Origin of the sequence: Chlorogloeopsis fritschii PCC 6912 (assembly GCF_000317285.1) — a bacterium.
GTDB lineage: Bacteria > Cyanobacteriota > Cyanobacteriia > Cyanobacteriales > Nostocaceae > Chlorogloeopsis > Chlorogloeopsis fritschii.
In genome coordinates, this window is record NZ_AJLN01000102.1 from 17,692 (window position 1) to 42,920 (window position 25,229).

22 protein-coding genes are annotated in these 25,229 nt (G+C 38.9%); 9 read left to right on the forward strand and 13 right to left on the reverse strand.

Annotation, left to right across the window (positions count from 1 at the left end):
* Positions 1 to 179 precede the first annotated feature (179 nt).
* The gene (locus UYC_RS0121235; protein WP_016875296.1) at positions 180 to 1,130 is read right to left on the reverse strand and encodes a response regulator transcription factor; all 951 of its coding nucleotides are present in this window, start codon (positions 1,128 to 1,130) and stop codon (positions 180 to 182) included.
* A 1,018-nt stretch (positions 1,131 to 2,148) separates the two neighbouring features.
* Here UYC_RS0121235 and UYC_RS0121240 point away from each other — a divergent pair.
* The gene (locus tag UYC_RS0121240) at positions 2,149 to 4,218 is read left to right on the forward strand and encodes a cytochrome-c peroxidase (RefSeq protein ID WP_016875295.1); all 2,070 of its coding nucleotides are present in this window, start codon (positions 2,149 to 2,151) and stop codon (positions 4,216 to 4,218) included.
* A 153-nt stretch (positions 4,219 to 4,371) separates the two neighbouring features.
* Here the strand turns inward: UYC_RS0121240 and UYC_RS0121245 are convergent, their stop codons facing one another.
* The 4 genes from UYC_RS0121245 to UYC_RS0121260 all read right to left on the reverse strand — a co-directional run bounded on the left by UYC_RS0121245 (position 4,372) and on the right by UYC_RS0121260 (position 10,497).
* Complete coding sequence (locus UYC_RS0121245; protein WP_016875294.1) at positions 4,372 to 5,328, reverse strand: WD40 repeat domain-containing protein; 957 nt, start codon at positions 5,326 to 5,328, stop codon at positions 4,372 to 4,374.
* Positions 5,329 to 5,420: 92 nt separating this feature from the next.
* Positions 5,421 to 5,954 (reverse strand): ferric reductase-like transmembrane domain-containing protein, encoded by a 534-nt coding sequence (locus tag UYC_RS0121250; protein WP_016875293.1) that lies wholly within the window; start codon positions 5,952 to 5,954, stop codon positions 5,421 to 5,423.
* A gap of 796 nt (positions 5,955 to 6,750) precedes the next feature.
* Positions 6,751 to 8,175 (reverse strand): AAA-like domain-containing protein, encoded by a 1,425-nt coding sequence (locus UYC_RS0121255; protein ID WP_016875292.1) that lies wholly within the window; start codon positions 8,173 to 8,175, stop codon positions 6,751 to 6,753.
* 348 nt (positions 8,176 to 8,523) lie between these two features.
* Positions 8,524 to 10,497: a PP2C family protein-serine/threonine phosphatase gene (locus UYC_RS0121260; protein WP_016875291.1), complete on the reverse strand. Its 1,974-nt coding sequence runs from the start codon at positions 10,495 to 10,497 to the stop codon at positions 8,524 to 8,526.
* Between the two features lie 232 nt (positions 10,498 to 10,729).
* Between UYC_RS0121260 and UYC_RS0121265 the strand changes: the two genes are divergently transcribed.
* Positions 10,730 to 11,188 carry an NfeD family protein gene (locus UYC_RS0121265; protein WP_026087494.1) on the forward strand — a complete coding sequence of 153 codons (459 nt, stop codon included), beginning with the start codon at positions 10,730 to 10,732 and terminating at the stop codon, positions 11,186 to 11,188.
* A 177-nt stretch (positions 11,189 to 11,365) separates the two neighbouring features.
* Positions 11,366 to 12,370, forward strand: coding sequence for an SPFH domain-containing protein (locus UYC_RS0121270; RefSeq protein WP_016875289.1), 1,005 nt, complete (start codon positions 11,366 to 11,368; stop codon positions 12,368 to 12,370).
* Between the two features lie 71 nt (positions 12,371 to 12,441).
* On the opposite strand, the gene UYC_RS0121275 is transcribed toward UYC_RS0121270, so the two are convergent.
* Positions 12,442 to 12,840, reverse strand: coding sequence for a Fur family transcriptional regulator (locus tag UYC_RS0121275; RefSeq protein ID WP_026087493.1), 399 nt, complete (start codon positions 12,838 to 12,840; stop codon positions 12,442 to 12,444).
* 145 nt (positions 12,841 to 12,985) lie between these two features.
* Here UYC_RS0121275 and purS point away from each other — a divergent pair, with 145 nt between their 5' ends.
* Complete coding sequence (gene purS, locus UYC_RS0121280; protein WP_016875287.1) at positions 12,986 to 13,264, forward strand: phosphoribosylformylglycinamidine synthase subunit PurS; 279 nt, start codon at positions 12,986 to 12,988, stop codon at positions 13,262 to 13,264.
* Positions 13,265 to 13,472: 208 nt separating this feature from the next.
* Complete coding sequence (gene purQ, locus UYC_RS0121285) at positions 13,473 to 14,147, forward strand: phosphoribosylformylglycinamidine synthase subunit PurQ (RefSeq protein ID WP_016875286.1); 675 nt, start codon at positions 13,473 to 13,475, stop codon at positions 14,145 to 14,147.
* 190 nt (positions 14,148 to 14,337) lie between these two features.
* Here the strand turns inward: purQ and UYC_RS0121290 are convergent, their stop codons facing one another.
* Both UYC_RS0121290 and UYC_RS0121295 read right to left on the reverse strand, forming a co-directional pair.
* On the reverse strand, positions 14,338 to 15,018 hold the full coding sequence (locus UYC_RS0121290; RefSeq protein ID WP_016875285.1) for a uracil-DNA glycosylase: 681 nt from the start codon (positions 15,016 to 15,018) through the stop codon (positions 14,338 to 14,340).
* Positions 15,019 to 15,137: 119 nt separating this feature from the next.
* The gene (locus UYC_RS0121295; protein ID WP_016875284.1) at positions 15,138 to 16,118 is read right to left on the reverse strand and encodes a tetratricopeptide repeat protein; all 981 of its coding nucleotides are present in this window, start codon (positions 16,116 to 16,118) and stop codon (positions 15,138 to 15,140) included.
* A 428-nt stretch (positions 16,119 to 16,546) separates the two neighbouring features.
* Here UYC_RS0121295 and UYC_RS0121300 point away from each other — a divergent pair, with 428 nt between their 5' ends.
* Positions 16,547 to 17,215 carry a class I SAM-dependent methyltransferase gene (locus UYC_RS0121300; protein ID WP_016875283.1) on the forward strand — a complete coding sequence of 223 codons (669 nt, stop codon included), beginning with the start codon at positions 16,547 to 16,549 and terminating at the stop codon, positions 17,213 to 17,215.
* 58 nt (positions 17,216 to 17,273) lie between these two features.
* Here UYC_RS0121300 and UYC_RS0121305 read toward each other — a convergent pair whose 3' ends face one another.
* The 3 genes from UYC_RS0121305 to UYC_RS35690 form a co-directional block, all read right to left on the reverse strand.
* Positions 17,274 to 17,555: a hypothetical protein gene (locus UYC_RS0121305; RefSeq protein ID WP_016875282.1), complete on the reverse strand. Its 282-nt coding sequence runs from the start codon at positions 17,553 to 17,555 to the stop codon at positions 17,274 to 17,276.
* A gap of 224 nt (positions 17,556 to 17,779) precedes the next feature.
* A complete protein-coding gene (locus UYC_RS0121310) occupies positions 17,780 to 18,226 on the reverse strand; it encodes an NADAR family protein (RefSeq protein WP_016875281.1) in 447 nt (148 codons plus the stop codon).
* Between the two features lie 272 nt (positions 18,227 to 18,498).
* A complete protein-coding gene (locus UYC_RS35690) occupies positions 18,499 to 18,828 on the reverse strand; it encodes a DUF6464 family protein (RefSeq protein ID WP_200862392.1) in 330 nt (109 codons plus the stop codon).
* A 478-nt stretch (positions 18,829 to 19,306) separates the two neighbouring features.
* Here UYC_RS35690 and UYC_RS0121315 point away from each other — a divergent pair, with 478 nt between their 5' ends.
* Positions 19,307 to 20,629 carry a hypothetical protein gene (locus UYC_RS0121315; RefSeq protein ID WP_016875279.1) on the forward strand — a complete coding sequence of 441 codons (1,323 nt, stop codon included), beginning with the start codon at positions 19,307 to 19,309 and terminating at the stop codon, positions 20,627 to 20,629.
* Between the two features lie 90 nt (positions 20,630 to 20,719).
* On the opposite strand, the gene UYC_RS0121320 is transcribed toward UYC_RS0121315, so the two are convergent.
* The gene (locus UYC_RS0121320) at positions 20,720 to 21,634 is read right to left on the reverse strand and encodes a lysylphosphatidylglycerol synthase domain-containing protein (protein WP_016875278.1); all 915 of its coding nucleotides are present in this window, start codon (positions 21,632 to 21,634) and stop codon (positions 20,720 to 20,722) included.
* 515 nt (positions 21,635 to 22,149) lie between these two features.
* Here UYC_RS0121320 and UYC_RS0121325 point away from each other — a divergent pair.
* Positions 22,150 to 22,686: a DUF6658 family protein gene (locus UYC_RS0121325; protein ID WP_016875277.1), complete on the forward strand. Its 537-nt coding sequence runs from the start codon at positions 22,150 to 22,152 to the stop codon at positions 22,684 to 22,686.
* Positions 22,687 to 22,816: 130 nt separating this feature from the next.
* Entirely contained in the window at positions 22,817 to 23,389 is a 573-nt protein-coding gene (locus tag UYC_RS0121330) for a DUF6658 family protein (protein ID WP_016875276.1), read from the forward strand.
* Between the two features lie 133 nt (positions 23,390 to 23,522).
* On the opposite strand, the gene UYC_RS0121335 is transcribed toward UYC_RS0121330, so the two are convergent.
* On the reverse strand, positions 23,523 to 24,944 hold the full coding sequence (locus UYC_RS0121335; protein WP_016875275.1) for an NADP-dependent isocitrate dehydrogenase: 1,422 nt from the start codon (positions 24,942 to 24,944) through the stop codon (positions 23,523 to 23,525).
* Between the last annotated feature and the right edge of the window lie 285 nt (positions 24,945 to 25,229).

The window sequence follows — 25,229 nt, forward strand, 5'->3', positions numbered from 1 at the left end:
TATTCTGAGACTACCAAATATAATGAGACTACCTGAATTAATACACAGGATTTTCTAACCATTATGAATCTACAAAAAATGAGTTGGAATTCGGATTCTAAGACATTTTCATACACTCCTTAAGAAAATTTAAATATATTTATAATATAAGCATATCTGACTTCAAAATTTATTTGCAATCACCTATCCTTTGATATTAATAGCAATTCCTTTGCTCTTGCTTCTCCTCTTATAAGTTGCTCTCTTCTCCAAGCTTGGGGGCTGGTGTGATGGTGTTGGCGAAACTGGCGAAAGAAATGAGCTACACTGTGATATCCCACTTTGGTAGCTATCTCCTCTACTGTTTCATCAGTTTCCAACAGCAAGGTGCGAATGGCTGCCATTCGACGCTCAATAATCCAGTTCTGAACGGTTTGTCCTGTTTGACGTCGCACCAGGTTAGTAAGGTAGGTTGAAGAATAACCAACTGCAACAGCTACGTCGCAGAGGGTAATTTGTCGGTGATAATTAGCTTCAATGAAGTTAAAGACTTCACTTAATAGAGGATCGGACGGAAATATAAACTCATGTTTTGTCGGTTCTCTGGTGTCAGTTGGTATTAGTTCTGCGCACGTTTGGCACTGTTGATGAGATTTGTCTAGTGGCAGTTCTGCGCATACTTGGCATTGTTGATGATGTTCGCTCAATGGTGGTTCTGGCAATGCTTGGGACTGTTTAGCATACCAGTACTGGAGGATATTTCTTTTGTGTAAGCAAGCGGCGATCGCCCTGAGCAATTCATCTCCTGTACAGGGTTTAGTCAGATAATCATCCGCTCCTAGTTCCATAGCTTTGCGAATATCGCCTCGATTCACTTTAGAAGTGACAAAAATTAAAGGAATAATAGCTGTAACAAAGTTTTGGCGGAGCGTGGTTAAGACACTGTAACCATCGAGTTTAGAAATCGAAATTTCACTTACGATTAAATCGGGTAACTCTTGTTGTGCTCGTTGGACACCAATAAGACCATTTTCAGCAGCTATGATGTAAAATCCTTTTGCTCCGAGGCTTTTTAACAATATATTTCGGATTTCTGCCTTAGGTTCAATTACCAGAATTTTTTTTTCATTCCAATCTTGCCTACTACCCATAAGCATCACTCTAATATCTCGCCTCATCGAAGAACACTAAAGGCATCAATTCCAAGCAATAACTACTAATACTTTTCTAATGAATCCAAGTTGCATACTTACAATGCTTGGCAATCTTTGATGCAAATTAACGTGAGAAAGTATTACTAAACAAAACTTTTATAAATAGTAAAAAATTACCCAATAAAAACAGGTGAAAATAACCGAGATTAGTATAACAGTATTACAAATCGTTTTGTCTATCTTTCTTTTGGAATAATTCGACTAAATTCTCGTGATTTATAATACAAACCAATTTTACACTTTAAAATAACATACTTATAGTAAGACTTCTACTAATTTTGGGGCTGGTAGTAGATCCAATATTTATATTTTAACTTTAAAGTAAGAAAAGTAGGATTTGGAGTAAGAAAAGTGGGATTTAGCAAATTTAATTAAATAATTTTATACTGAAATTTTCTTGACTTATTATTTTCTAAAATTCTTAAAATCTCTTTCTGTATACGTTTCAAGTTTTTAAACTTAAATAGTTACAGAAGAAGAATTAAATATAAAAACTTTTTATTGTCTATGCTTCGCGCATTTGACACTTTTTGATTTATGCTTAATAAAAAAAACTTATATATATAGTAATTCTGCTTTATTTGTGAGATGTTTAGAACTGACTTTTATTTGTCATCTGTCAAAATTTGCGTTTCAATGTGAACTGGGTGTTGAAATCCTTATAATTTCATCTATTTTTGAGATACTTGTCTTCAGAAAGCCTAGAAAGCCCTATTAGGATGAAGAGGCATTTCTAATTCACATCAGGCGTAATTGACTTGTGGTGGCTGATGACAAATTACAGATCCAAAGAGTAATCTAGCAACTCAAATAGCATGGCTGTATTGAGATTTTTGTTGTTGTTTATTTTTTGAGTTTGTCAACAATCTCAGCTTGACATTTAGGTTTTTTCTTTGCAGTAGGAACTGTCATAATGGGCATACTACGAGGAATATTGTCCCGTAACAAAATTTTAATGTTCGGGAAAGGGTGGGGTTTTATTTTTGCAAACCTTACTCAACGACTAGTATCAAAGTATTCAAAAACTATTACAATTGCGGTCTTAGTAACCGCAGCTGTTATCTGTGGACATACTGTGTCGGCACAAGTAACATCGTCAACAGATTTGGCTTCGCTGAAAACTGTATCGGTTCCAGAACCTGATAATCTTGGAGACTTCATCAGAGATAAGACAGCTGCAATCAAGCTAGGAAAATCCCTCTTCTGGGATATGCAACTTGGCAGTGATGGCGTAATGACCTGTGCTAGCTGTCATTTCCATGCTGGCGCAGACAACAGATCCAAAAATCAGATCAATCCTGGTGTTGAGCGTACCAATATTGACGATCCCCTAGTTCAGGATGCAACTTTCCAAGTTGGGGGTGGAGCAAACTACCAGCTAAAGCCGGAAGATTTTCCATTCCACAAACTGTCAAACCCAGATGATGTCAATAGTACGGTCTTGTCTGACAGTAACGATATCGTTTCATCTCATGCGGTATTCAATACGGAGTTTGTTGAAGTTGTTCCTGGTCAGGCGGAGGACAAAGTTAATCAAAAAGAAGATTCGATATTTAACGTCAATGGCACGAATGTACGGCGAGTTGAACCGCGGAACGCTCCAACGGTGATTGATGCAGTATTCAACTTCCGTAACTTTTGGGATGGAAGGGCACAGAACATCTTCAATGGTGTAAATCCGTGGGGTTTAAGAGATCCCAATGCATTTGTTGGCAAGGCAAACAAGCCTAATGAGCTAGAACTTGTCAAAGTTAGTCTCAAGAATTCATCTCTAGCTTCCCAGGCGCTGGCTCCACCAATCAGTTCTTTTGAGATGTCGGCTGATGGTCGCACGTTTCAGGAGATTGGTGACAAATTGGGACGAGTTGACAGATTGAGACAAATTGGCGAGGGATTTGAATTAGACGTCTTTGAAAGGGGCAGAAAACTACCTCGAAAACTGGGTCAAAAGTTGCTTCCCATCCGCCCGCTAGGCAAACAAATTGTGCATCCAGAGGATAGCGTTTTAGGTGCTGATAGTAGATACCCCAAGCCTGGTCTCACAACTCTAACCTATGAAAGATTGATTAAAGATGCCTTCAAGCCAGAGTGGTGGAGATCTACTAAGCGGATTCAAATTAACTCTGATGGCTCGCGGACTATAGTTGACGTACCCGATCCTCAAGACAATAACCAGTACAGTTTAATGGAGTACAACTTCCCCTTGTTCTTCGGGCTGGCAATTCAGTCATACGAGTCCACGCTCATCTCTGACGATACGCCTTTTGATCGCTTTATGGAAGGAAATACCACTGCCCTCACTGAAGAACAACAGCGGGGATTGCAGGCTTTCCAAACGCAAGGATGTATTGGTTGTCATATAGGTGCGGAGTTTACCATTGCTTCAGTTAGCCATATAAAAACCCAAGGACGCATTGCACCTGCGCTATTTGGTCAACAACCTGTCGAAGATGTTGGCTTCTTGAATAACGGTGTCAGACCTACGGCGGAAGACCGTGGTGTTGGTGGTAACGATCCTTTTGGCAATCCGCTTGCAGAATCTCGCCTAGCCCTTAACGGTACATTCCAGCAACTGCTCGGCGAAGAGCCATCAGTTCTCCCTACGGGTGAAGAAAACCTGGGTGTAGAGGGAGCCTTCAAGACACCAACACTACGCAATATAGAACTTACTGCCCCTTACTTCCATAATGGTGGGCAGCTGACTCTGGAACAAGTCGTAGATTTCTACAGTCGTGGCGGAGACTTTCGCCAAGGAGATTTTCCTGGTGTCTTGCCAGTACTTAACTTGAGTGCTCAGGATAAACAGGATATTGTTGCCTTTCTCAAGAGTTTGACCGATGAGCGAGTTCGCTTTGAGAAAGCGCCTTTCGACCATCCGCAACTGTTCATTCCCAATGGACATCCAGGCGATCAGAACTCTGTTACAGACGATGGTACTGGAAAAGCCACAGATGAACTGATAGAAATCCCCGCTGTTGGTAAAAATGGTGGCAATGCCATTAAAAATTTCCTGGAACAAGGCTAGCATTGTTTAGATAATTGACGCATCAAAACTATCTGGAGATAGAAGATGTAAATTATCTAAATGATTAGGCTACCTGACACATTCATCTTCTCTTGTATTTATATCTAAAAACCCTTACAATGTAAGGGTTTTTTATTTTATTTATATCTGATTTTAATTGGAAGATAACTGCCAAATTTTGATAGTATCATCGGCACTACCACTAACAAGATTCTGTCCATTCAGGGTAAAAACTACAGACCGAACTGCCTTATGATGTCCTTCTAAAGTGCGAACTAATTGCCCGGTTGTTATATTCCACAGCTTAATCGTTTGGTCATAGCTACCACTAGCAAGATTTTCTTTGTTGGGGCTAAAACTTACAGAGAAAACTGCTTGATTATGTCCTTTTAAAGTGCGAAGCAATTGTCCAGTTTTTAAATTCCACAACTTAATTGTTTTGTCTTGACTACCACTTGCTAGCGTTTGTCCATCAGAACTGAAGTCTAAAGAGAATACTGCGCGATCGTGAGCAGCTATTGAGCTTCTCATTTGAGCATTACTCAATTGCCAAATTATTATTTTTCCATCTTCACAACCAATGGCAATAAATTGCCCATCTGGACTTATAGCAACTGTTCTTACTGCACTTAAAAGTTTGAAATTGTGAAGCTTCGTTCCTGTCTCTACATCCCAAAGCTGAACTGTATTGTCCCAACTACCACTAGCTAAAGTTTTTCCATCTGGGCTGAAGGCTACAGACTTAACATCGTCTGTATGTCCAGATAAAGTACGGATCAGTTTACCTGTTTTTAGATTCCATAATTTAACTTGATGATCCCAACTACCACTAGCAAGAATCATTCCATTGTTACTAATGGCGATAGAATCGACTGTATTTCCATGCCCCCTAAAAGTATGAACTAATTTTTCAGTACTTAGATTCCAAATTTTGATATTCTTGTCATAGCCACCACTAGCAATTGTTTGTCCGTTGGGGCTGATAGCAATTGAATAAATCCATATAGAACGAGCATCCAAAGTACGCTCATTTTGATTTGATATTTTTGGAAAAATTAAAGAGATTTTGTTGATAAAATTTTCTTTTGTCAAGGCAAAAGATAGAGACATGAACAATAACGAAAATATAAGATAAATTGAAGAATATTGAATATTAGGACGAGCCATAGTTAATGAATAATCGAATATTTTTATTTAATAAATTATTTAAACTTTTTCATCTGAGAATATTTGTCTTGACACTCCAAATACCGCCTGGTTAAAAATAAAACAATTATTACGAAAATACTAATAATTGCCAGTGGAGTTATAAGGCTCCACTGACCAAACATCTTGTCACAGATATGCCAAGCTAATAAAAACATTGCCAAGTATGTTAACTGGTGTAATCGGCACCAATTTTTCTTGAGCTTCTTTACGCTCCAATTATTAGATGTAGCAGCTAAAAAAATGAATATAATAAATGTTGAAATTCCTTGTATGTAGATTGTATAAGTTTTCAAATCAAGAAAATCTAAATTTCTTTTAATTATCAATATCCAGCCATGTCCAAGGGCTAATATAAATGCCAAAATACCTAATTGGCGTCTAAATTTCAATAAAAGAACTGGGATTTTAGTTTTTCTAGTAGATGGAAAGACTACTTTTAGGCAAGTAGGAAGTATAGTTAAAATATAACTAAACAAAGCTAAAAAACCTAATATATTAGCAGTGCTGACAGTATTCAATTTCCACATGATATTTTCAAAATCAATAAATTTGTTTTCTTGAGGCTGACATCAGTGGTTAGGCAAAATTAAAGTTACGGGTGGAGTGAAAAGAACTCTTAACAGTGAACAAAAACGTAGAGAGTTTGTAATTAATTTTGTTTAGTTACTGAGATTTTGATTATCAAGAAAAACTGTTAATTAATAAATAATATATTTGTATATTATTTTTTTGCTACATAACTGAAAATTATTCCATATAAAAATAATAAAACATTATATTAAATTCAGATAAAATGGTTAAATTAAAAAAAATTATAATTCTTGAAATTAAGCTTTGTCTTTTGTTCAGTACCCTATTTATTGCTTTTATTGGTTTAGTTGCATTGATTTCAACAATCTATTAAGCTAAAAATAAATACTCCATTTCTGATGAAAGTTCTTTAATGATGCCGTAAAATCCTTAAACTCAATAATTATAATTATAATAAATACATACGAGATAGCTAAATTAGTATTATTGTTCAAAGACTGCGTTTCTAAGTCTAAGTATTAGAAACCAATATGTCAATCTTATAAATGTTTAAAAGTGATTACAATATCAATTTATATAATATGCAAAACCTGTTTTCAATCACCTATCCTTTGATATGAATAGCAATTCCTTCGTCCTTGCTACCTGTAAAAATTAACAGGTTAAAGCTGACACTGTAAGACAGCGCTGTGAGAGGTTTGCCCTTCGCAAACGACTGAAAACTTGAAGAGAGGCACCAAAAAATATTAACCCTGCAAAATTACTCAGAGAAACTGACTAATTAGATTGGTTTTAGAGTGTAAGCGAGTATTCTTTTTGTTCTTGCCCCGATAGTTTTGAGAGAGCATTGGCCTTATTTTGCTTGCCAAACTGCTGGCTAAAATAAAGACGATACAACTCGCAACTGAGACGAGCTTGGTTGCCATCTAGTTTGACTAAACCCAGGCTTTCGAGCTTATAAGCCGCGATCACGTCTAGTTGCACTCTATCATCAGCAGCAACAATCTGTTGCATAGCCCAGAGCAATTGTGGTTCAGCTTGGAGTAGGGATAACAATTCTCTGAAATGTTGACTATAAATTCCAGTTGAAGTTGGAGCTGTTTTTATTAGCATCTCTAGTGTTATTTTCCCGCGATGCAGATGATAAAGTGCAAGGTTCACTAAATAGGGATGTCCTCCTATCATTGCTTGTAGGGGAGCAAGGCGTTGTGCCCCTTCTTGATCTGCTGCCCAGTCTAGCCCATAACACTTTGCTAAATTCTGTACCTGCTCTAGGGTAAATGGTGGGATTGGAACTGTTACCCCCAGATTTAAAGGAGACTGGTTGAGCTTGAGCGGAACATAAATTTTTGTTGTGTGGACTAATACTATCCGCAATTTTTGCCAAGTTTGATCCTGCTTTGCTACCTCGTGCCAAAATCCCAGCATGAGCAAAAAGTCTTGGGCAATGTTGGGATGTTCAAAAACCCGATGAAGCTCATTTAAAGTTAAGACGACAGGACTATTATCAATGTATTGCAGCAGATATTCCTCAAAATAGATTTTGCAGCTAACTTTGCTGCCCATCTGGGTATTCCAAAAATCATCTAGACAGGGGAAGAGATTCAACTGCCTGCTAACATTTATACAGAACCAACGCAAAAATTTATCAAGCGAAGCAAAAACGTCTTCATCAGCTTCTTGAAAGTCTAAATAGGCAATTTGATAACCCCACTCCTTAGCATGAGTAAGCATCCGGTTGAGCAGCGAACTTTTTCCCATCTTCCTGGGTGCTTCGATTCGGATTAAGCACCCAGGTTGCTTAATTTCGTTACAAACAAGTTCTTCAAGTGGAGGGCGATTGATGTAAAAAGGAGAATCTAGAGGCACAGGGCCGCTGAAAAAGCCCATTTTACTAGCTGATACTAGGTCTGAAAATTCATTTTCTGAACTATAATCTAATTGAAAATTCTGTAAGAGCTGATTTTTTTGCGGTTCTATTCTGTCTTGCAGCTTTTTGCTTAAGACTAGATGTAGATTTTTTTTTGTCACCCTCTCTCCAAGTGCTTCAGAAAGATCTTGCCATAACTGAGAGCCAACTTCTTTAATGTAGTGGCTCCGATAGCCCGATATCTGAGCCATTTGACTATAAGTTTTGCCCAACCACGATTCATGAAGCACAAACCGCTGAATGGAACTGAGAGACTTATCTTGTAGAATTCTTTCTACAGCTTCCATAAGTTCTTCCACGGCGATTATAATTATATAAAGGTTAAACAACAAGTAGATTTACAAACCTATATGTGCTTGCTATTAACTTGATACTTATTATCAATGATAATATACCTGTTAAGAAATATTCACATAAAAAGTATTCTGAAATAGAAAGCACCTTACTGGTCTAGCATAGCTGTATCCATTCACAGACTTGAAAGTCTCTAGCATCTTTTGTGAATTAACTGCTCTATAATATAGAGATAGTTAATTAACATCATTATAAATATTTGCTTTGGTTTAAATACCTAACCTCGATCACTCTACCAGAGCATTACTACTTTTTGCAAGGCTTTAATCCTACTGAAAATTTTACTTTTGAGGCATACAAAGTTGCCGCGTTATTTGAGGAAGTTGGCGGCACAGTTGCTGGAACGATTGTGCATGAAATTGCGACCAAGCATAGAATCCTACTGTTGTACCTCCTAGTAATACAACCAACAATCCTATCAGCATAAACTTTGGTTTATGCTGACGAGGTTTACTTTTGATAGGGGTTTGGGCTGCTGTGGCTGTAGCAGGTTCCGAAATATCTAAATCTAATAGGAACTGGGAACTTTCTGCTAATTCGGGTTCTGCTGCTGTTTCTAGTTGTGTTTCTGTGACGATTTCTACTTTCTTTTCTTCGACAATTTCGATTTGCGATCGCCTACTAGTAACTAGAACCGGATAATCTGGGGAAACACGGTAATGAATTAGAACCAGTGATATATTATCGTGAGCATTTTTCTCACTAGCTAGTTTCACCCAAGAGTAGAGAGCGTCTTCTAGAGAAAATTCACCTGTGAGTGCTGGTAAAGCATAATCTCGCCAAGACTGTTCTACCAAATTATTGTCACTGAAACCATCAGAGCACAATAGCAATATGCCATCTTCTTCGATAATTAAGCGTTGAATCCAAGGACAGAGAAATTCTCCATCTTTTGTCCCCAATGCTTGAGTAAGGGCACTGGCATCTGGGCGTTGTAGCGCTTTGTGATAAAAACTGCGAGCATTACTTACTTCCCGCGCAACTACATCATCATCGACTGTAAGTTGTTGACAGTAGTTACAAGTAATCCAGTAAGCACGGCTATCACCGATGCTCGTTAAGTAAAGTTCATGGGAATTTTCTGACTGCGAGCCAGAAGTGGTGCGGATATTTTGCGGCACTTGCACTGCCATGACAACAGTTGTTGCCATGCGTTGGGTACCTCCGCGTTTTTGCTCGTTATTACAGTTGCAAATTACGTTATTTACAACTCGCAAACTAGCTTCTAGTTGTTTTTGTACAACATCGGGCGGTACAATTTCTGTTTGTTCGGCTATATCTTTGATTAAAGCGCGGATTTGCAATTTTAAAGATTGCATTGCTAAAAGACTTGCAACTTCACCACCTTCATGTCCACCAATACCATCGCAAATAATCGCTGCTTGCAACAGTAAAGGATCTTCTATTGAATCATTGGCAGTGGGAAAACAAGAATCTTCATTTTGAGTCAGTTCTTGCGAACCAATATCAGTTGCACCTGCCATTTTTGGAGTTAAGGGTAATTGGGCGGCAGCTGCCAGTAACAAAGTATTGAGTTGAGTAGAAATTGCCACCAAGTCAGCGTCAGGATTACTCATATGTCGGACTATTTTCTCCAACGCCACTGCGACTTGCGTTTTGGCAACATTTACCCAAGGCTGCCAACACTCTGCCAGATCCTGTAAACTAGGCTTTTTTGTTGTTTTTGACTGCTGAAGTTGCAATAGCCGCACACACCAACCTTGCACTCGTAAATTGTCTGGTTTGAGTAAACTCGCTGCAACTCCCAATTCTGATAAAGGCGTCCATAGTTGTAGAATTTGCCATAGCCAGTAAACTTGTCTAATTGCTGTTGCTTGCTGCCATGAAGAAGCGATCGCTGGGTAAAGATTTCCCACCTCATCTACAGGCGCGTTTTCCAGCAAGAGAATATCAGCTCCGTCTTTTGCTAGGGAGCGAACACATCCATAAATTTGTGGTAAGTGCAATCGCTGTGGATATAAGCGCAGGTAAGGAATAACTTCATCTGATATTTCTTCTGGGATTTCTGGTAGTTTTCCCGGTTGAGTATCTAGCCAGATTTGGGGTGCAATTACCTCATACCGTTCTGCTACCATTTCTCCAGGTGAAATTTTGGTGGGAAATTCACCCACTGCCCAGAGATAGCGCTTAATTAATGGAGTTTGACAACTTCCACAAAGACTGTTACCCACAGGATTAATGGGGTTAGCACAGGTGGGATTTGGACAATAAATTAACTGCTCGGTAGAAATCATGCAGGTGTAAATATCCGAATAAATGGATAGGTGAAGTTCGATTAAATCTAGCTGTCAAAGACTAAATGGTTAGATTAGACTGGATTTAGCTGTTTTCGATTCAACACTGATTACTTAAAGTAACCAAAACTTACGTAAAAATTCTAGCTTCCGATTTATGGAAATAGTTAGTGTATGTCTGTATTTGAAAACAGAAATACATTTACGCAAATGTAGTGTCTAGGATGGCGCTATGCCAATTTATACTGCAACATCAATATCCAGTTCTACCATAATCTGGCTCGTGTTAGGAGCAGGTTTATGTTTAATGGAACTGTTGCTGCCAACAGCTTTTGTAGCTTTCATGATGGGAATTAGCGCCTTCGTAGTCGCGTTACTCTCTGGGGTGATTTTAGGGAAGTTATGGCTGCAAGTGGTGGTTTGGCTACTACTTTCCGTGGTGTTAATTTTGGTTTGCCGTCGGTTTGTGAAACCACGGCGAGCAAAATCAAAAATTCAGGATGCAGTTTTAGCCGAAACTTTAACAGAGATACCAGCCGGGAAAACAGGGCGAGTGCTATACGAAGGCAATTCTTGGCGCGCCCGATGTTTTGACGATCATTTGGCGATCGCATCCCATCAACGAGTTTATGTAGTCAGGCGCGAAGGTACAACTTTAATTGTGATGCCAGAATATTCTTCAATTCAATAGTTACTGGATAGTGGATAGTGGTTAGTGGTAAACAACCAACTACTGTACGGGCGGGTTTAGAAGATAAATAGTCGGTTTGCACCCACAAATCATCAATAAAACCCGCCCCTACTAACAGCCATCACGGAAAGAATATTTTCTTTATATCACCTACTTAAAAAATCCGGGGATAAATTTATGGAAGGTATATTATTCCTAATTAGTTTAGTTTTGGGCGGTTCTGCCATAGCGGGTTCTGTGAAAGTAGTAAATCAAGGCAATGAAGCTTTGGTAGAACGCTTGGGTAGCTTTGATAAAAAGTTAGAACCAGGGCTGAACTTTGTTGTTCCTTTTATTGATCGAGTCGTTTACCGTGAAACGATCCGCGAGAAAGTTTTAGATATTCCACCACAACAATGTATAACCCGCGATAACGTCAAGATTGTTGTTGATGCAGTGGTGTATTGGCGTATCGTCGATATGGAGAAAGCTTACTACAAAGTGGAAAATCTCCAAGCGGCGATGGTGAATTTGGTGATGACGCAAATTCGCGCTGAAATGGGCAAACTGGAACTAGATGAAACCTTTACAGCTCGTTCGGAAGTAAATGAACTTCTGTTGCGGGATTTGGATATTGCTACCGATCCCTGGGGAGTGAAGGTGACGCGGGTGGAACTGCGGGACATTCTTCCGTCTCAGGAAGTGCAGCAATCTATGGAATTACAAATGTCAGCAGAACGCCGCAAGCGGGCAGCGATTTTAACTTCTGAGGGTGAACGAGAATCTGCTGTTAATAGTGCTAAAGGAAAAGCAGAAGCCCAAGTTCTAGAAGCAGAAGCACGTCAAAAAGCAGTGATTTTGGAAGCAGAGGCTCAACAAAAAGCGCTTATTCTCAAAGCCCAAGCTGAACGCCAGCAGCAAGTTCTCAAAGCCCAGGCAATTGCTGAATCTGCCGATATCATTGCTCAAAAAATCAAAACTAGTCCTAGTGCCCAGCAAGCTTTAGAAATACTGTTGGCATTGGGTTATCTAGATATGGGTGCGACTATTGGTAAGAGCGATAGCAGTAAAGTCATGTTTATGGATCCGCGCACTATTCCCGCTACTTTGGAAGGTATACGCTCCATAGTCTCCGATGTTTCCACAGATCACCCGATACTAGACAGCCAAGTTTCACCAGGAAGTAACAATCGTTTGGGTTGAGGTATCAGTTATCAGTTATCAGTTATCAGTTTTTTCACTGTTAACTGTTAACTGTTCACTGATTGATCCCCCTACTCTCCAGCAGCTTGAGCTATTTGACATTGTCTGCACAAGCCAAAAAATTCTAAAGTGTGGTAAAAAATTTTAAAATTATGGTTGGTTTGTAATTGTGCTTCTAGTTCATGGACTGGACATTGATAAATCGGAATAGAAGTGCCACATTGCAAACAGGTGAGGTGGTGTTTGTCTTGCTGTATTAAACTGTAAAGAGCTTCGCCGTTAGCTAATGTCCGCATTTGCACTAAGCCTTCCAGCTTTAAAGCTTCTAAGGAGCGGTAAACAGTTGCCAAACCCATACTTTGGTTGCGATTACGTAATTCTACGTAAATATCTTGGGCAGAAATGCCTTGTTTGAGGGTTTTGAGAAGGTTAAGAATACGCTCTTGAGAGCGGGTGTGCGCGGATTTCATAGCTATTTTAAACAGAACGCTAATCTCGTTCAGATTGTATATTTTGGCAAGCTTATAGCTTAAGGCTAATTGCTCTTTAATAGTATTGTCGCTCAGTTGCAACAGAAAGATATAGTATAGCGATCGCAGTGTTCAGGAAAAGTCAGTGCAAAGGAAGTATCGAGCTAAAATTTTAGTTACCCTCCGTCCTTCAGTTTTAGATCCTGCTGGAGTAGCAGTACAATCTGGGCTAAAACAGTTGGGATACGATAATGTTGAACAAGTGCGGATTGGTAAATACATTGAATTGAATGTTATTTCACCGGATGAAACTTCCGCTCGTAAAGATTTGAATCAGATGTGTGACCAAATGTTAGCAAATCCGGTAATTGAAAATTATAAGTTTGATTTGATTGAGGTAGAATCCCAGACGGGAGTGTATTAAGGGATAGGGGATAGGGGATAGGGTATAGGGGCTAGAAATTTTAGATTTTGGATTTTAGATTAAATTCCAATCCAAAATCGTAAATTCAAAACTTGTACTGAGCTTGTCGAAGTATCCAAAATTTAATTACCCAATCCCTAATCACCAGTACCCAATCCCCAATCCCCAATCACCTATACCCTTATTAACCACTAACTCTGAACCAAAAATGAAATTCGGTGTTGTTGTTTTTCCAGGTTCTAATTGCGATCGCGATGTTGCTTACGTTACCAGAGATTTGCTGGGACAACCAACTCGGATGATTTGGCATCAAGAAACGGATATTGCGGATTTGGATGTAGTAATTATCCCTGGTGGTTTTAGCTATGGAGATTATTTGCGTTGTGGCGCGATCGCTCGGTTTTCACCCGTAATGCAACAAGTTATCGAACACGCTCAAAAGGGTAAATTTGTTCTTGGTATTTGTAACGGCTTTCAAGTATTAACTGAAGCTGGGCTTCTACCGGGAGCATTGGTAAGAAATCGAGATTTGCATTTTATCTGCGATCGCGTTTCCCTAAAAGTTGAGCGTAACGATTTACCTTGGACACAAACTTATTCTGCTGGTGAAGTGATTCAATTGCCCATAGCTCACGGGGAAGGAAGATTTTACGCTGATAAGGCGACTCTATCAAAACTTGAAGATAACGGTCAAGTTGTCTTCCGCTACGTGCAAGATAACCCTAACGGTTCAGTGAGAAACATTGCTGGAATTTGCAATCCTGAGGGCAACGTCTTGGGGATGATGCCGCATCCAGAAAGAGCAGCAGATTCAATGCTAGGCAATACGGATGGATTGAAGTTATTTGCTGGCTTGGTGGAGAAAGTTACGGCATTAGTCTAGGTAATACCAAATCCGGTTAAATTACCCTCTTTAATTCTTTAGTCCACGTAGGCGGACTTTGTTTGTTTAGCTGCGACTTCCAGTCGCCAAGGCAAAGAGTGGTTGTGAAGGCGGATTTAGTATAAATACTCCGCTCTTGTACCCCAAGCTCAAGACAAGAGCGGTATTTTACTCTCAAAACAGTAAATTGTTAGCTGTTTTGGCAAATTTCATCATATTTGGCACGTACAGCTTGAATATCTTGCCACATTAACCATTTGGGGCTATTAACTTCGCGAGAAGGATTACGCAACAAATAAGAAGGGTGAAAAATTGGCATACACAAATGCCCTTCCCACTCCATCCAAGTTCCACGAATCTTAGTAATCCCTCGTTTATCGCCAAGTAGTCCTTTTACAGCAGTAGCACCCGTCAATAAAATAATTTTGGGAGCAACTAGGCGAATTTGTTCTAATAAATAAGGCTTACAAGCCTCCATCTCTTCATTGGTAGGAACTCGGTTATTAGGCGGACGGCATTTATTGATATTGCAAATGTATACATCTTTTTCTGTATCTAGTTTTACAGAAGCCAAGATTTTTTCTAAAAGTTGTCCCGCTCGCCCGACAAATGGTAACCCTGTTTCGTCTTCATTTTGTCCTGGAGCTTCCCCTATAACCATGATTTTTGCTTCAAGGTTGCCCCTACCGACAACGGCATGAGTACGAGTTTTTCCCAATTCACAGCGATGACACTGGTTGCAATGCTGTGCCAATTCGGTCATATTGGCATAGGTGCCAGAAGGAATAGGAATTTTACTGTCTGTGGGAATCAGTTCTTTTTGATTGGAATTGGATTCTTCAAAAAGGCTTAGTTGTTGTTCGCTACTCATGAAACTTTGAATACTAAATGTAAGCGCTAGCTGTCAAATCTAAATTAAATATTTAGATTGTAATGAAGTTATGTTATAACAAGGAGCAGTGATTATTATCTATGCTAGTGGTGATATTTCTACTTCATCTGCTGTTGGTATTCCATCGCTTTGACATAATCTCCTAAGGCGTAGCAAGCTACTTTGAGACTAGCAAGAATTTGTTGCTCGTTGCTACGACGATTAAGACTCCTAGCTAACTCTAAACGTTTTTCATAATAAATTATTGCTTTGGTATAATCTCCCAAAGTTTCACAAGTAATTCCTAAACTGTCTAAACACTGTTCTTGAGTACGTGTGTCTTGGATTTGTTGAGCTAATTGCAAACGTTCCTCATGGTGCACAATTGCTTTGCTATATTCGCCCATAGCATGGCAAGCATTACCTAGATTTTTAAGTAGCTGAATGGCGCTGCGGCTGTGATTTAGAGAGCGTGCGATCGCAAGACACTGCTCGTAGTAGTCGATCGCCTTTGCATAGTACCCTAAAGCATAACAACAATTGCCTAAATTCTTTAGCACTTGTTCCTCGCCACAGTGGTCTTGGAGTTGTCGTATAATTTTTAGACTTTGCTGCTGCAATTCAATAGTTTGGGGTATATCGTTCAAAGCTTTATAAACTAATCCCAGGTTGTTTAGTGCTGCGACTTGACTTCGCTCATCTTGTAACTGCTGGGCTACCTGCAAACATACTTGTAAAGACTCAATGGCTTTATGATTATCTCCTAAATGACGATAGGCGTTGCCTAAATGGGACAATGCCTGCACCTGCATCTGTAAATCTTTTATATCTTGTGCCAAAGATAAACACTCGTGAGAATAGGAAATTGCACCTTCGTAGTCTCCTAAAGTGTATGCAACCAAAGCTAAACAACAAAGTACTTGTGCTTGTTTTTGGCAATCTCGAACTGTCTGAAATAACACCAATGACTGTTGCAACGACTTCATAGCAACAGCTAATTCACCTGCTTGTTGCTGTTGAACACCTTGTTGCCATAGCCTAAATGCTTCCGATTGACAATCGTCTTGCTCCTGTGGATTTGGAGTACTGCTTGTGAACATTCTTTAAATTTTTGGCTAATTTTACCGCGCTTGCTGTGTTTGAGGTAGGTTTCTAAGTAGTTGTAAAAAAAGTGCGTGTTTCGAGTTAGGATGAAATCCGCCTTTCCACATCAACCTTTTTCTAATTAATTTTGGTGATATGTATTTAGTCTTCCCTAGAAGTTGTATACATCATTCATAGAGCAGGGAATGGAGAGATGAGGAAATGACGAGCACAACAGGAGTAGTATGGGCAGGTTTATGAAGATAAATTCTCGGTTTTAACAAAAGATACTCAACAAAACCCGCACGCCAGTTGCGACAATGGGGGAGAACCCCCAAAGGCGCACTGGCTCCCCTACTAACAACTAACCACTGTACGGGCGGGTTTAGAAGATAAATTATCTGTTTGAACGGCAAAATTATCAAAAAAACCGCCCCTACTAACTATGGATAGAGTTTTAGAACCAGAAGTGATGGATTGCCTCGAAGAAGCTATTGAGTATGATGAAATGGACTTCACTGAGGTAAATGCTGCTTTTGCCGAAGAAGCGATCGCTCTTGCCCCAACAGAATATGCTTTGGTATTAGACGCTGGTACCGGAACTAGCCGTATTCCAATTTTAATGTGTCAGATGCGATCGCAATGGCAAATTATCGCTATTGATTTAGCTGAAAGTATGCTGCAAATTGCCTCTCACCACATCAAGCACGCTGGTTTACAGTCGCAAATTCGTCTGGAACTAGTGGATGCCAAACATTTACCTTATGCAGATAGACAGTTCGATTTGGTTGTGTCGAATAGCCTTATCCATCATTTACCCGATCCCCTATCCTTTTTTTCCGAAATCAAGCGCGTATTGAAACCCAACGGCGGTATTTTTCTCCGCGATTTATTTCGCCCTGCCGATGAAGCCACAATGAATGCTTTAGTTGACAGTATTGGTAAAGAATACAACGAGCATCAGAAAAAATTATTCCGCGATTCTCTCAATGCGGCATTGACTTTAGATGAAGTGAAACAGTTGATTTCTCTGGTAGACTTGCAAGGAGTAGAGGTTTATCAATCAAGTGATCGCCACTGGACAGCAAAAAGATGTTGGAGTCACGAAAACTGACTGCTAATAGTTAATAGCAATTAACGATTAACAATTAACTACTTTATTTAAGCTGCTTTCATCTATTTGTTGGTATCTTTGTCTGCCAAACATCTTCAAATTCTGCTTTTGTAATTTCAAATTCTTGCATCTCCTCTTTACCTATTGGTTTATCACAAAGCATTCCATAATCATCCCAAAAATGAGCTTTATCGTAAAATAAAACATTTCCGTTTTCATACACTTCTATCTGCCGAGTTGCGTAGAAATTATCACGAATTTCAAAAAAGTAAGTACTAGTACCCCAAGCATCGAATTCCCCACCTAAGGGTTCATCCCAAAACCATTTGTAATATTTCATACGTTTCTCAATTTACATCTTACTAAAAATCATACTTGAAATTATCTGTCATTGATATCTGCTTAATTTTATCTTTCTTCTTACAACCAATGGGTAGTGTGATATCCAGGTACTCCGGAGGCTAAAGCCTTACCTTCGTCTACAAAATATAATTAAAATTTAAACTCTATTGCTAAAGAATACTTTAGAAATACTATTTAATAAAACATAACTTATTTCAACACTTATTGTTGTGAGCGCTCATGCAATATTTCTCGAACTTCCATTAAAATTATTCCTAACATATTTTTACCACTACCATTAGCACCACAACCCCAATAAAAATCAATCGGGGAATTTTCTACAATTTCTTCATCACCTGTAGAAAGTAAAATTTCTCGAATATCAGTATGGATTTCAAACTTGCGTAACACTGCTTTTCGCATAATATCGTCTTTGACTTGTTCCCAGTCTGCACGCAAGGGGCGCTTCCGATCTCGTCCCATTCTCGCTGCATCCTTTGGTGTTTTTGCAAGACGAATTTCTTCTAAATGGGGTGTTTCAACAAATTTTTGGGCTTGAAAATAGTGTTCGCTCGTATACCAATATAAACTATCTAACTCGAAGCCGTGGTATGAGAAATTAGAGAAACAGCCATATTGTTCGCGAGTGTTATAAAAATAGATTGTCATATAGTCGTATTTTTGTTGTCTGAAAATTTTATTTATCAATCAATAGATTGTATTTAGGTATATTATTTGATAATTTAATATATGTCTTCTGTAAGACTACTAATATTGTAAATAAAAGTTAAGAATTACCATTAGCAAAAGAATGATGTCGTGGCGTGATGCATCTAAATCGTGCAACAGAAAAAGTTCGTAAGTGAAGAGAAAAGTAAACTGTTTGTAACCACGACTTCTCCCAAACTCTCTTTTGAGAGCAACTCCTGAGCGGGAAAAATTTATTTAAGAGTTTTGTCACTATTTGTGAAGTCTCTAGGTTCATAATAACGGCAATTCTCACACGGGCCATTGGGATTAACGGCACAGCGCAAATACCCAGAACGAGCATTATATCGACAGCTAATATCGCCAATCAGGTAACCCACTCCTTCTAGGTAATAGCGATCGCCCTCATCGGTTCTGGTATGTATCCGAAACTGCTCCATCGGCAAAGCTACAGCAGTACGTCTGAGCAGCAAACGTGTTCTATTCCGGGTTTTACGCATCAACCACAGCGAGAATAGAGACGGCAAGAAACCGATGGCAATTACCAAAAGTGTCTTTAACACCTTCTGTTTACCTCTTTTATGCACTTATATCCTCTCTGGTGTTGCATTCTCTGACGAGAGTGCAATCAGGTAGTTTTGCTACTACAGTGTGGAGTCAAGGCAAGAGAAAGAATGCTTGCTACCACATAGATTCAGCATAACCGTTACAGCCCAAATAGGGAGTTTTAGACATATGTTTAGTTATTTAAGATTTGTTTCCTACTGCTCCAAAAAGTGCCATCTATACTGTAAGTACACAACTGAAAATATGGGCTAGAGATTAGAAACTGAGGACTAGATAAAAGTATTTTTTGATACATTATGCCTTTTTACTTAGATTGCTAGTAATAAAATACTTTATATACTTCAGTATATAACTCTGTATATCAATTCTTTATGAAGAAAAAGTTTAATTATTTAAGAGTAGATTGATACTCTTGTTGAGTAGAGTTAAGCTAATGAAAATATAACTACGCTATTTTTGAAACTTAAACTTAGAATGACCGCAAATAGTTTACAAAGTATTCATGATGAACAGCCTCTTTTTAAAGAGAAATTAAAAAATTCAGATATACAAGTTGTACAGGAGAAAATTTACATTTTTTTGATCGAAATTGTAAAAGTATGGTCTCCTGAAGATGTTTTGCGGGAATTTAAACGTTTATTTCTAGAAAATTTGGATTCAGTAAGTTTAGATTCTGCACCAGGAATCTATAGGCTTTTGAATCTTATTGATAATGAGCAAGATTTTCGCAACACTCTTAAACGTTGTTGCTATATATTAGTGAATAATTGGGAAAATCATCGCAAATATAAATACATTCAAGAACTAGTTCAACTTTTTATTGACTATAAATCAAACAGACAAGAAAAAAATAATAGAAAAAATAGTATTCACCGAAACTGGATCAAAAATTTTATTAAAAGTCAGGATTTTCAAGAACTCAAATTATTTGCCTCTAGAAATGAAGATAAAACTAAAAATCACTGGAGCAATCGCTATACTTCTTATTTATTAGTAGCTCAATCTGTCGATAACAATAATTCTCAAGAACAACAAGAAGCAGCAAGAAAAGCTTCCAAACAACTAAAAGATAAATATAAATTTGAGCTAGCAATGTATATTGCTCGTTCTCAGTCCAATACTTCTGGTAAAACACGCTACCAAAATCCAAGTATATTGGGAGATGAGTTGTTACGTTTAATCAAAGCAATTGTTGTCAAAAAAGGTGTCTTCAGTTACGAGAATATTGCTAATATATTTCTGAAACAAACTGCAAATCAAACTTTTAGTAGTTTTAAAAAAAGTTTACAAAAATATCTAATTTTTTCTGTTCAACAACAACAGTTTATAGAAACCTTAAACCAACAACTATTAGATAAAATATTGAGTTGGAAGTCAGAATATGATGAAGATATTATCGATAAAGACTTATTATTAAGAACTTGTAATCGAGTTATTGATTATCTCACAATAGAAAATAAGCAAGAACCTTCACCTTTGTTTGTTTTATTACTTTCCCAAGGACATCCTCTAACTTTAGTAATTGTATTACTGAAAATTATTTTCATTTGTCCAAATTCTCGCAGTCATCTAGAAGCTCGTATAGCTCATTTAATTCGTCACTATGAACAGCATTCAGAAGAAGAATGTAAGTGGTTGATAAATTTTATTGAAATTTTTAGGATTACATTTGCTATTTATGCAGAAAATGTTGAGTATAACTTGATTAAGGTTGAAGAAGATCAGCACGCTTGCGAACCCCAGTTTAACCCGGATGCTTACCGTGTGTTTTCTCAATTAAAGGCAGATGCACAATAAGAAAGAAGACACACAGATGCAGGGAAGATTAATGAAATGCTTTCTAAAATCCCCGATTTTTTAGAAAAGTTGGGGATCTGTATTTTTTGTTTATTCAAAGAAGCGCTCGTCTAGAGAAGCTAGAACTGCACCACTAGTTTCAGCTACAATACTGATCAATCGATATACACCTGTTGCACTTATTACTACCGCCACAGGAAAATAATTCTGTAATAGTGCGATCGCTGTTGTTTCAAACACACCTAACCCACCCGGCGCACCCGGAACAACTAAGCCTAGCAACCAAGCAAAACTAAAAGCCCCCAGCAATACAGGAATTTGACTCCAATTCAAAGGACTCAGGGCATATAAAGTTAAAATAAACCCACTACTACGCAATCCCAAAAAACCTAATTCTCCTAATAAAGGTTGCAGGGGATAGTTTTTCATGCCTAAATTAACATTTGAGGTAGCAGTATCAGATTTTTTGGTTTTCAAACGGTGCAACAGGCGAATTAATGGGTTCAAAAAACGGGGATGAATCGCACAAAGCACTAAAACCAAACCAATTATTTGCACTACTCGTACAGTCGTACTCGTATTAATTGTAACTACAAAACCGCCAAGCAAGACAATAATTAAAGCTGCTGCTGCCATTAGTAATGGTTCTAGTAATACGCTAAGAGTAGCTGCACTAGTCGAAATATTTGCATTTTTCGCTGCCATAATTCGCCCGTAATAATGCCAAACATTTCCAGGCAAATACTTAGCAATGTTAGTTTTTAAATAAACATAGATAAACAAAGAAGACTGCACAGATTGATTTAAATCTTTGAGAATCCAAGTCCATATCCAACCAGCCCAAGTATGCGCCAGTAAAGTGACACCCGTAGCGATCGCGATAATTGCCCATCCTGCGGCATCGATGTGAATGGCAGAAATTTCTTGCCAGTTATTTTTTAAAGCTGTCGCCAAAAAAAATAATGTTCCACCCAAAATTAGCCAGCGTAAAATTTTCTTGATCATTGTGGTGATTTAACTGAGCAGCGACTCTTATAGTTGAACACCTCAAATCATATGTTATGTCAGTAATATTTCCCAAACTTTTCATGGGTATAGCAGTATCAAGATCCCCGACTTCTTAAAGAAGTCGGGAATCTGCGCATCTCGATTTTCACATTTGAAATAAATATAAAAAATATATTCTTTTAAAATTTTTGCTCTCATTCTTACTCGTTATTGACAATTTTTCAGCAAACTTCTCAGTTAAGTCATAACATTAATTTTAATAATTTAAGATTCAATAACTAACATCAAAAGTTAATTATATAAACTTATATCTCTCTTAAGTAAGAGAAAAATAACACTCTATTACAACCGAGAATGTGACTTCGGCTAGAGGAAAAGTTTCCTTTTTATTACGTATTCTTAAAAATCGATTGTTGTTTCTAATCAATTAAATCCAGCAAGAAAATTTTGGCTGGCTGAATCATAATAAAATCTCAGCGCTGAAGCTTGTTTGGAGTATAAAGGAGGAATTGGTGAACAGTTTAACTGCTCTTTTAAAGAAACTGCAAATTCGCCAGATATTAACTGTGTTTTTGGCAGGATTATTGTTGATAGTTAGTACTGCTTGTAGTAAGCCATACCCTAACGCAGCAAATCCCAATAACCCACCCGTGCAAGCTGGTGGCGCAAATAATCCCTACAAAAATGGTGGAGACAAGTACACAAACTTGAAAATGTCCAAGTCTGGACGCGATCAAGCTAGTTTGCAGCTAAATTCACAACAACTAATTGCTGCCACCAATAGCGAAGAACTGCTTTATCCAGGTGCAGAAACTCCTGTAGGCAGAGCATACAAAGAAGGTGAATTGCCAATCAAATCTGAAAAAGATTTTCAAAAGTCTGAGCCTGGTGGACAAATTCAATACGAATCCAATGTAGGCGAAAGAGTTAAAGACAGACTTGAGACTGTTAAAGAGGCAGTTCAAGAAGCCTCTGGTTTTTTGAAAGAAAAAGCAGATGAGGCTGGTGCTAGACCTGAATTACAAAAAAATCCAGCTGTGGGTAGATAGCAAATAAAGGTAAGTAATTTTTTGTCCCAACTTTTCAGATTTAATGCTAATCCAAAATCTCAAATTTCAAGATTTTGAATTGGTAATGCTTAACTTTTAACTTCGTCAAATAACTGCAAGGAGTTGCATAATGAACAAAGTAATTACTTGGATCAAAAAAGTGAACCTACGCCAAATTCTCCTGGTTTTTGTAGCAGGAATTCTACTATTCTTTACCCAAGCTTGTAATAGCGCTGGTGCAACACTGCCCGGACAAAATGGTGTACAGCCCCGCCAAGCTTCCCAGCCTGGCGTTAGACCTAATTCGGAACTGTATGTTCCCAAAGGGGATAATGTCCTCAATCCTCCTGAAGGCGGAATGAACAACTTTAGCGATAGCGATGTAGATCCCAGATCCAAGGGAGCAGCTAGCCAAGCAAAAGCAAGAGCTGAGTTTCTCAAGGAAAATTCTGAACAATTGCAATCAGAAAGGCAATCAAGCAACCCATCTGAACTCGTTCGTCGGGTTGGTTCAGATGCAGGAAAATTAGGCAGAAATATTCAGCAGAAAGCTGAAGATGTAGGAGAAAAAGCTCAAGGAACTGCTGAAGACTTTGCTAGAGGAACCAGAAAAGGGCTTGAAAATATCAAGGAAAACGCCCAAGATGCTGGTAGCTACGCAAAAGAAGTTGGTAGAGACACTGTTGGCAATCCACGCAGCTAACAGCAATGGAATAAACGCTGACTGAAGTAGCTAATAAACTTCTTCCCTAAGTCTGTTTGTTATAGATCCCCGACTTTTTAAAAAAGTCGGGGATCTGAACACTTGCAACCGAAGTCTGAGGAGTTTAATTTTATTAACTAAAGTGCTTGACGATCGCCTCGGCAAATTCAGAACACTTCAAGGGTTCGACTGGTGGTTCCATTAACCGTGCCAAGTCATAGGTAACCTGACGGTTGGCGATCGCATCTCCTAAACCTTTCTTAATCAAGTCCGCTGCTTCTTGCCATCCCAAATATTCCAGCATCATCACACCAGACAAAATCACCGAGCCAGGATTAACTCTATCCAGCCCTGCGTGTTTTGGTGCCGTACCGTGGGTAGCTTCAAAAACAGCGCATTGATCGCCAATATTAGCACCCGGCCCCATGCCCAATCCACCAACAATTGCTGCCGCCGCATCAGACAAGTAATCACCATTCAAATTCATCGTCGCCAGGATAGAATATTCATCCGGTCTGGTTTGGATTTGTTGGAAAATACTATCGGCGATGCGATCGTTTACCATTACTTTGTCTTTCCACTTGCCATTTCCGTGCGTTTCCCAAATTGAATTAAGAACTGTTTCCACCTCCTTGACAATTTGAGCTTTTTTCTCTTCAGTCAAGGCATCAAACCCAGGATCGATCATCCGGGCGTTTGCTTGTGGAGTCAGATCGGGATTTTTTTCTTTGTTGCCCAAAATCCAAGATTCCCGCTCTGTGACGCACTCTTGCCGAAACTCGCTTGTTGCCAGTTCGTAACCCCAATCGCGGAAAGCACCTTCGGTGTACTTCATAATATTGCCCTTGTGGACTAAAGTCACCATCTGTTTATGCTTGGGTAACTGCAGAGCGTGTTTGATGGCACGCCGTACTAAACGCTGGGAACCATTTTTACTGATAGGTTTAATACCAATGCCAGAGTCTAGGGGGATTTGCTTTTTACCATGTTCTGGCGTAGCAGGGATGAGTTCTTTGTTGAGATACTCTATTAAAGTATTGGCAATTTCGCTACCTTGCCGCCACTCAATCCCCAAATAAATGTCTTCCGTATTTTCTCGATAAACAATCACATCGAGTTTTTCTGGGTTCTTATGAGGAGAAGGCGTACCTGCATAATACCGACAAGGACGCACGCAAGCATAAAGGTCAAAAATTTGCCGTAAAGCAACATTGAGCGAACGAATGCCACCGCCGATTGGAGTTGTCAACGGCCCTTTAATAGCAACACCATATTCTTGAATTGCCGTTAAAGTATCCTGTGGTAAATACTGATAAGTACCGTATAATTCACAAGCTTCATCACCTGCGTATACCTTGAACCAGCTAATTTTACGCTTGCCCTTGTATGCCACTTCCACAGCAGCATCAAGCACTTTTTGGGTAGCAGGCCAAATATCAATACCAGTACCGTCGCCGCGAATAAACGGGATAATGGGATTGTCAGGAACAATCGGCTCACCGTTGTTGAAGGTGATTTTTGATCCAGTTGAGGGGGGGGTAATTTTTTCGTACATTCACACACTCCTGATTGTGACGCAGCGACATCAATAGACTTTGGGCTTTCAGCTTTAATATCTTAGTGGATAGTGGATAGTGGTAAATCACTAACTACTGTACGGGCGGGTTTAGAAGATAAATCGTCAATTCTAACCCAAAGTTAATCAATAAAACCCGCACGGCAGTCGCACTCGACGCGCTTAACCCGACGCCAGTTGACGCCAGTCGCTTCAACGGGGGGAACCCTCCGAAGTCGCCTCAACGGGGGGAACCCCCGCACGGCGCTTCTCTGGGCAACGCGC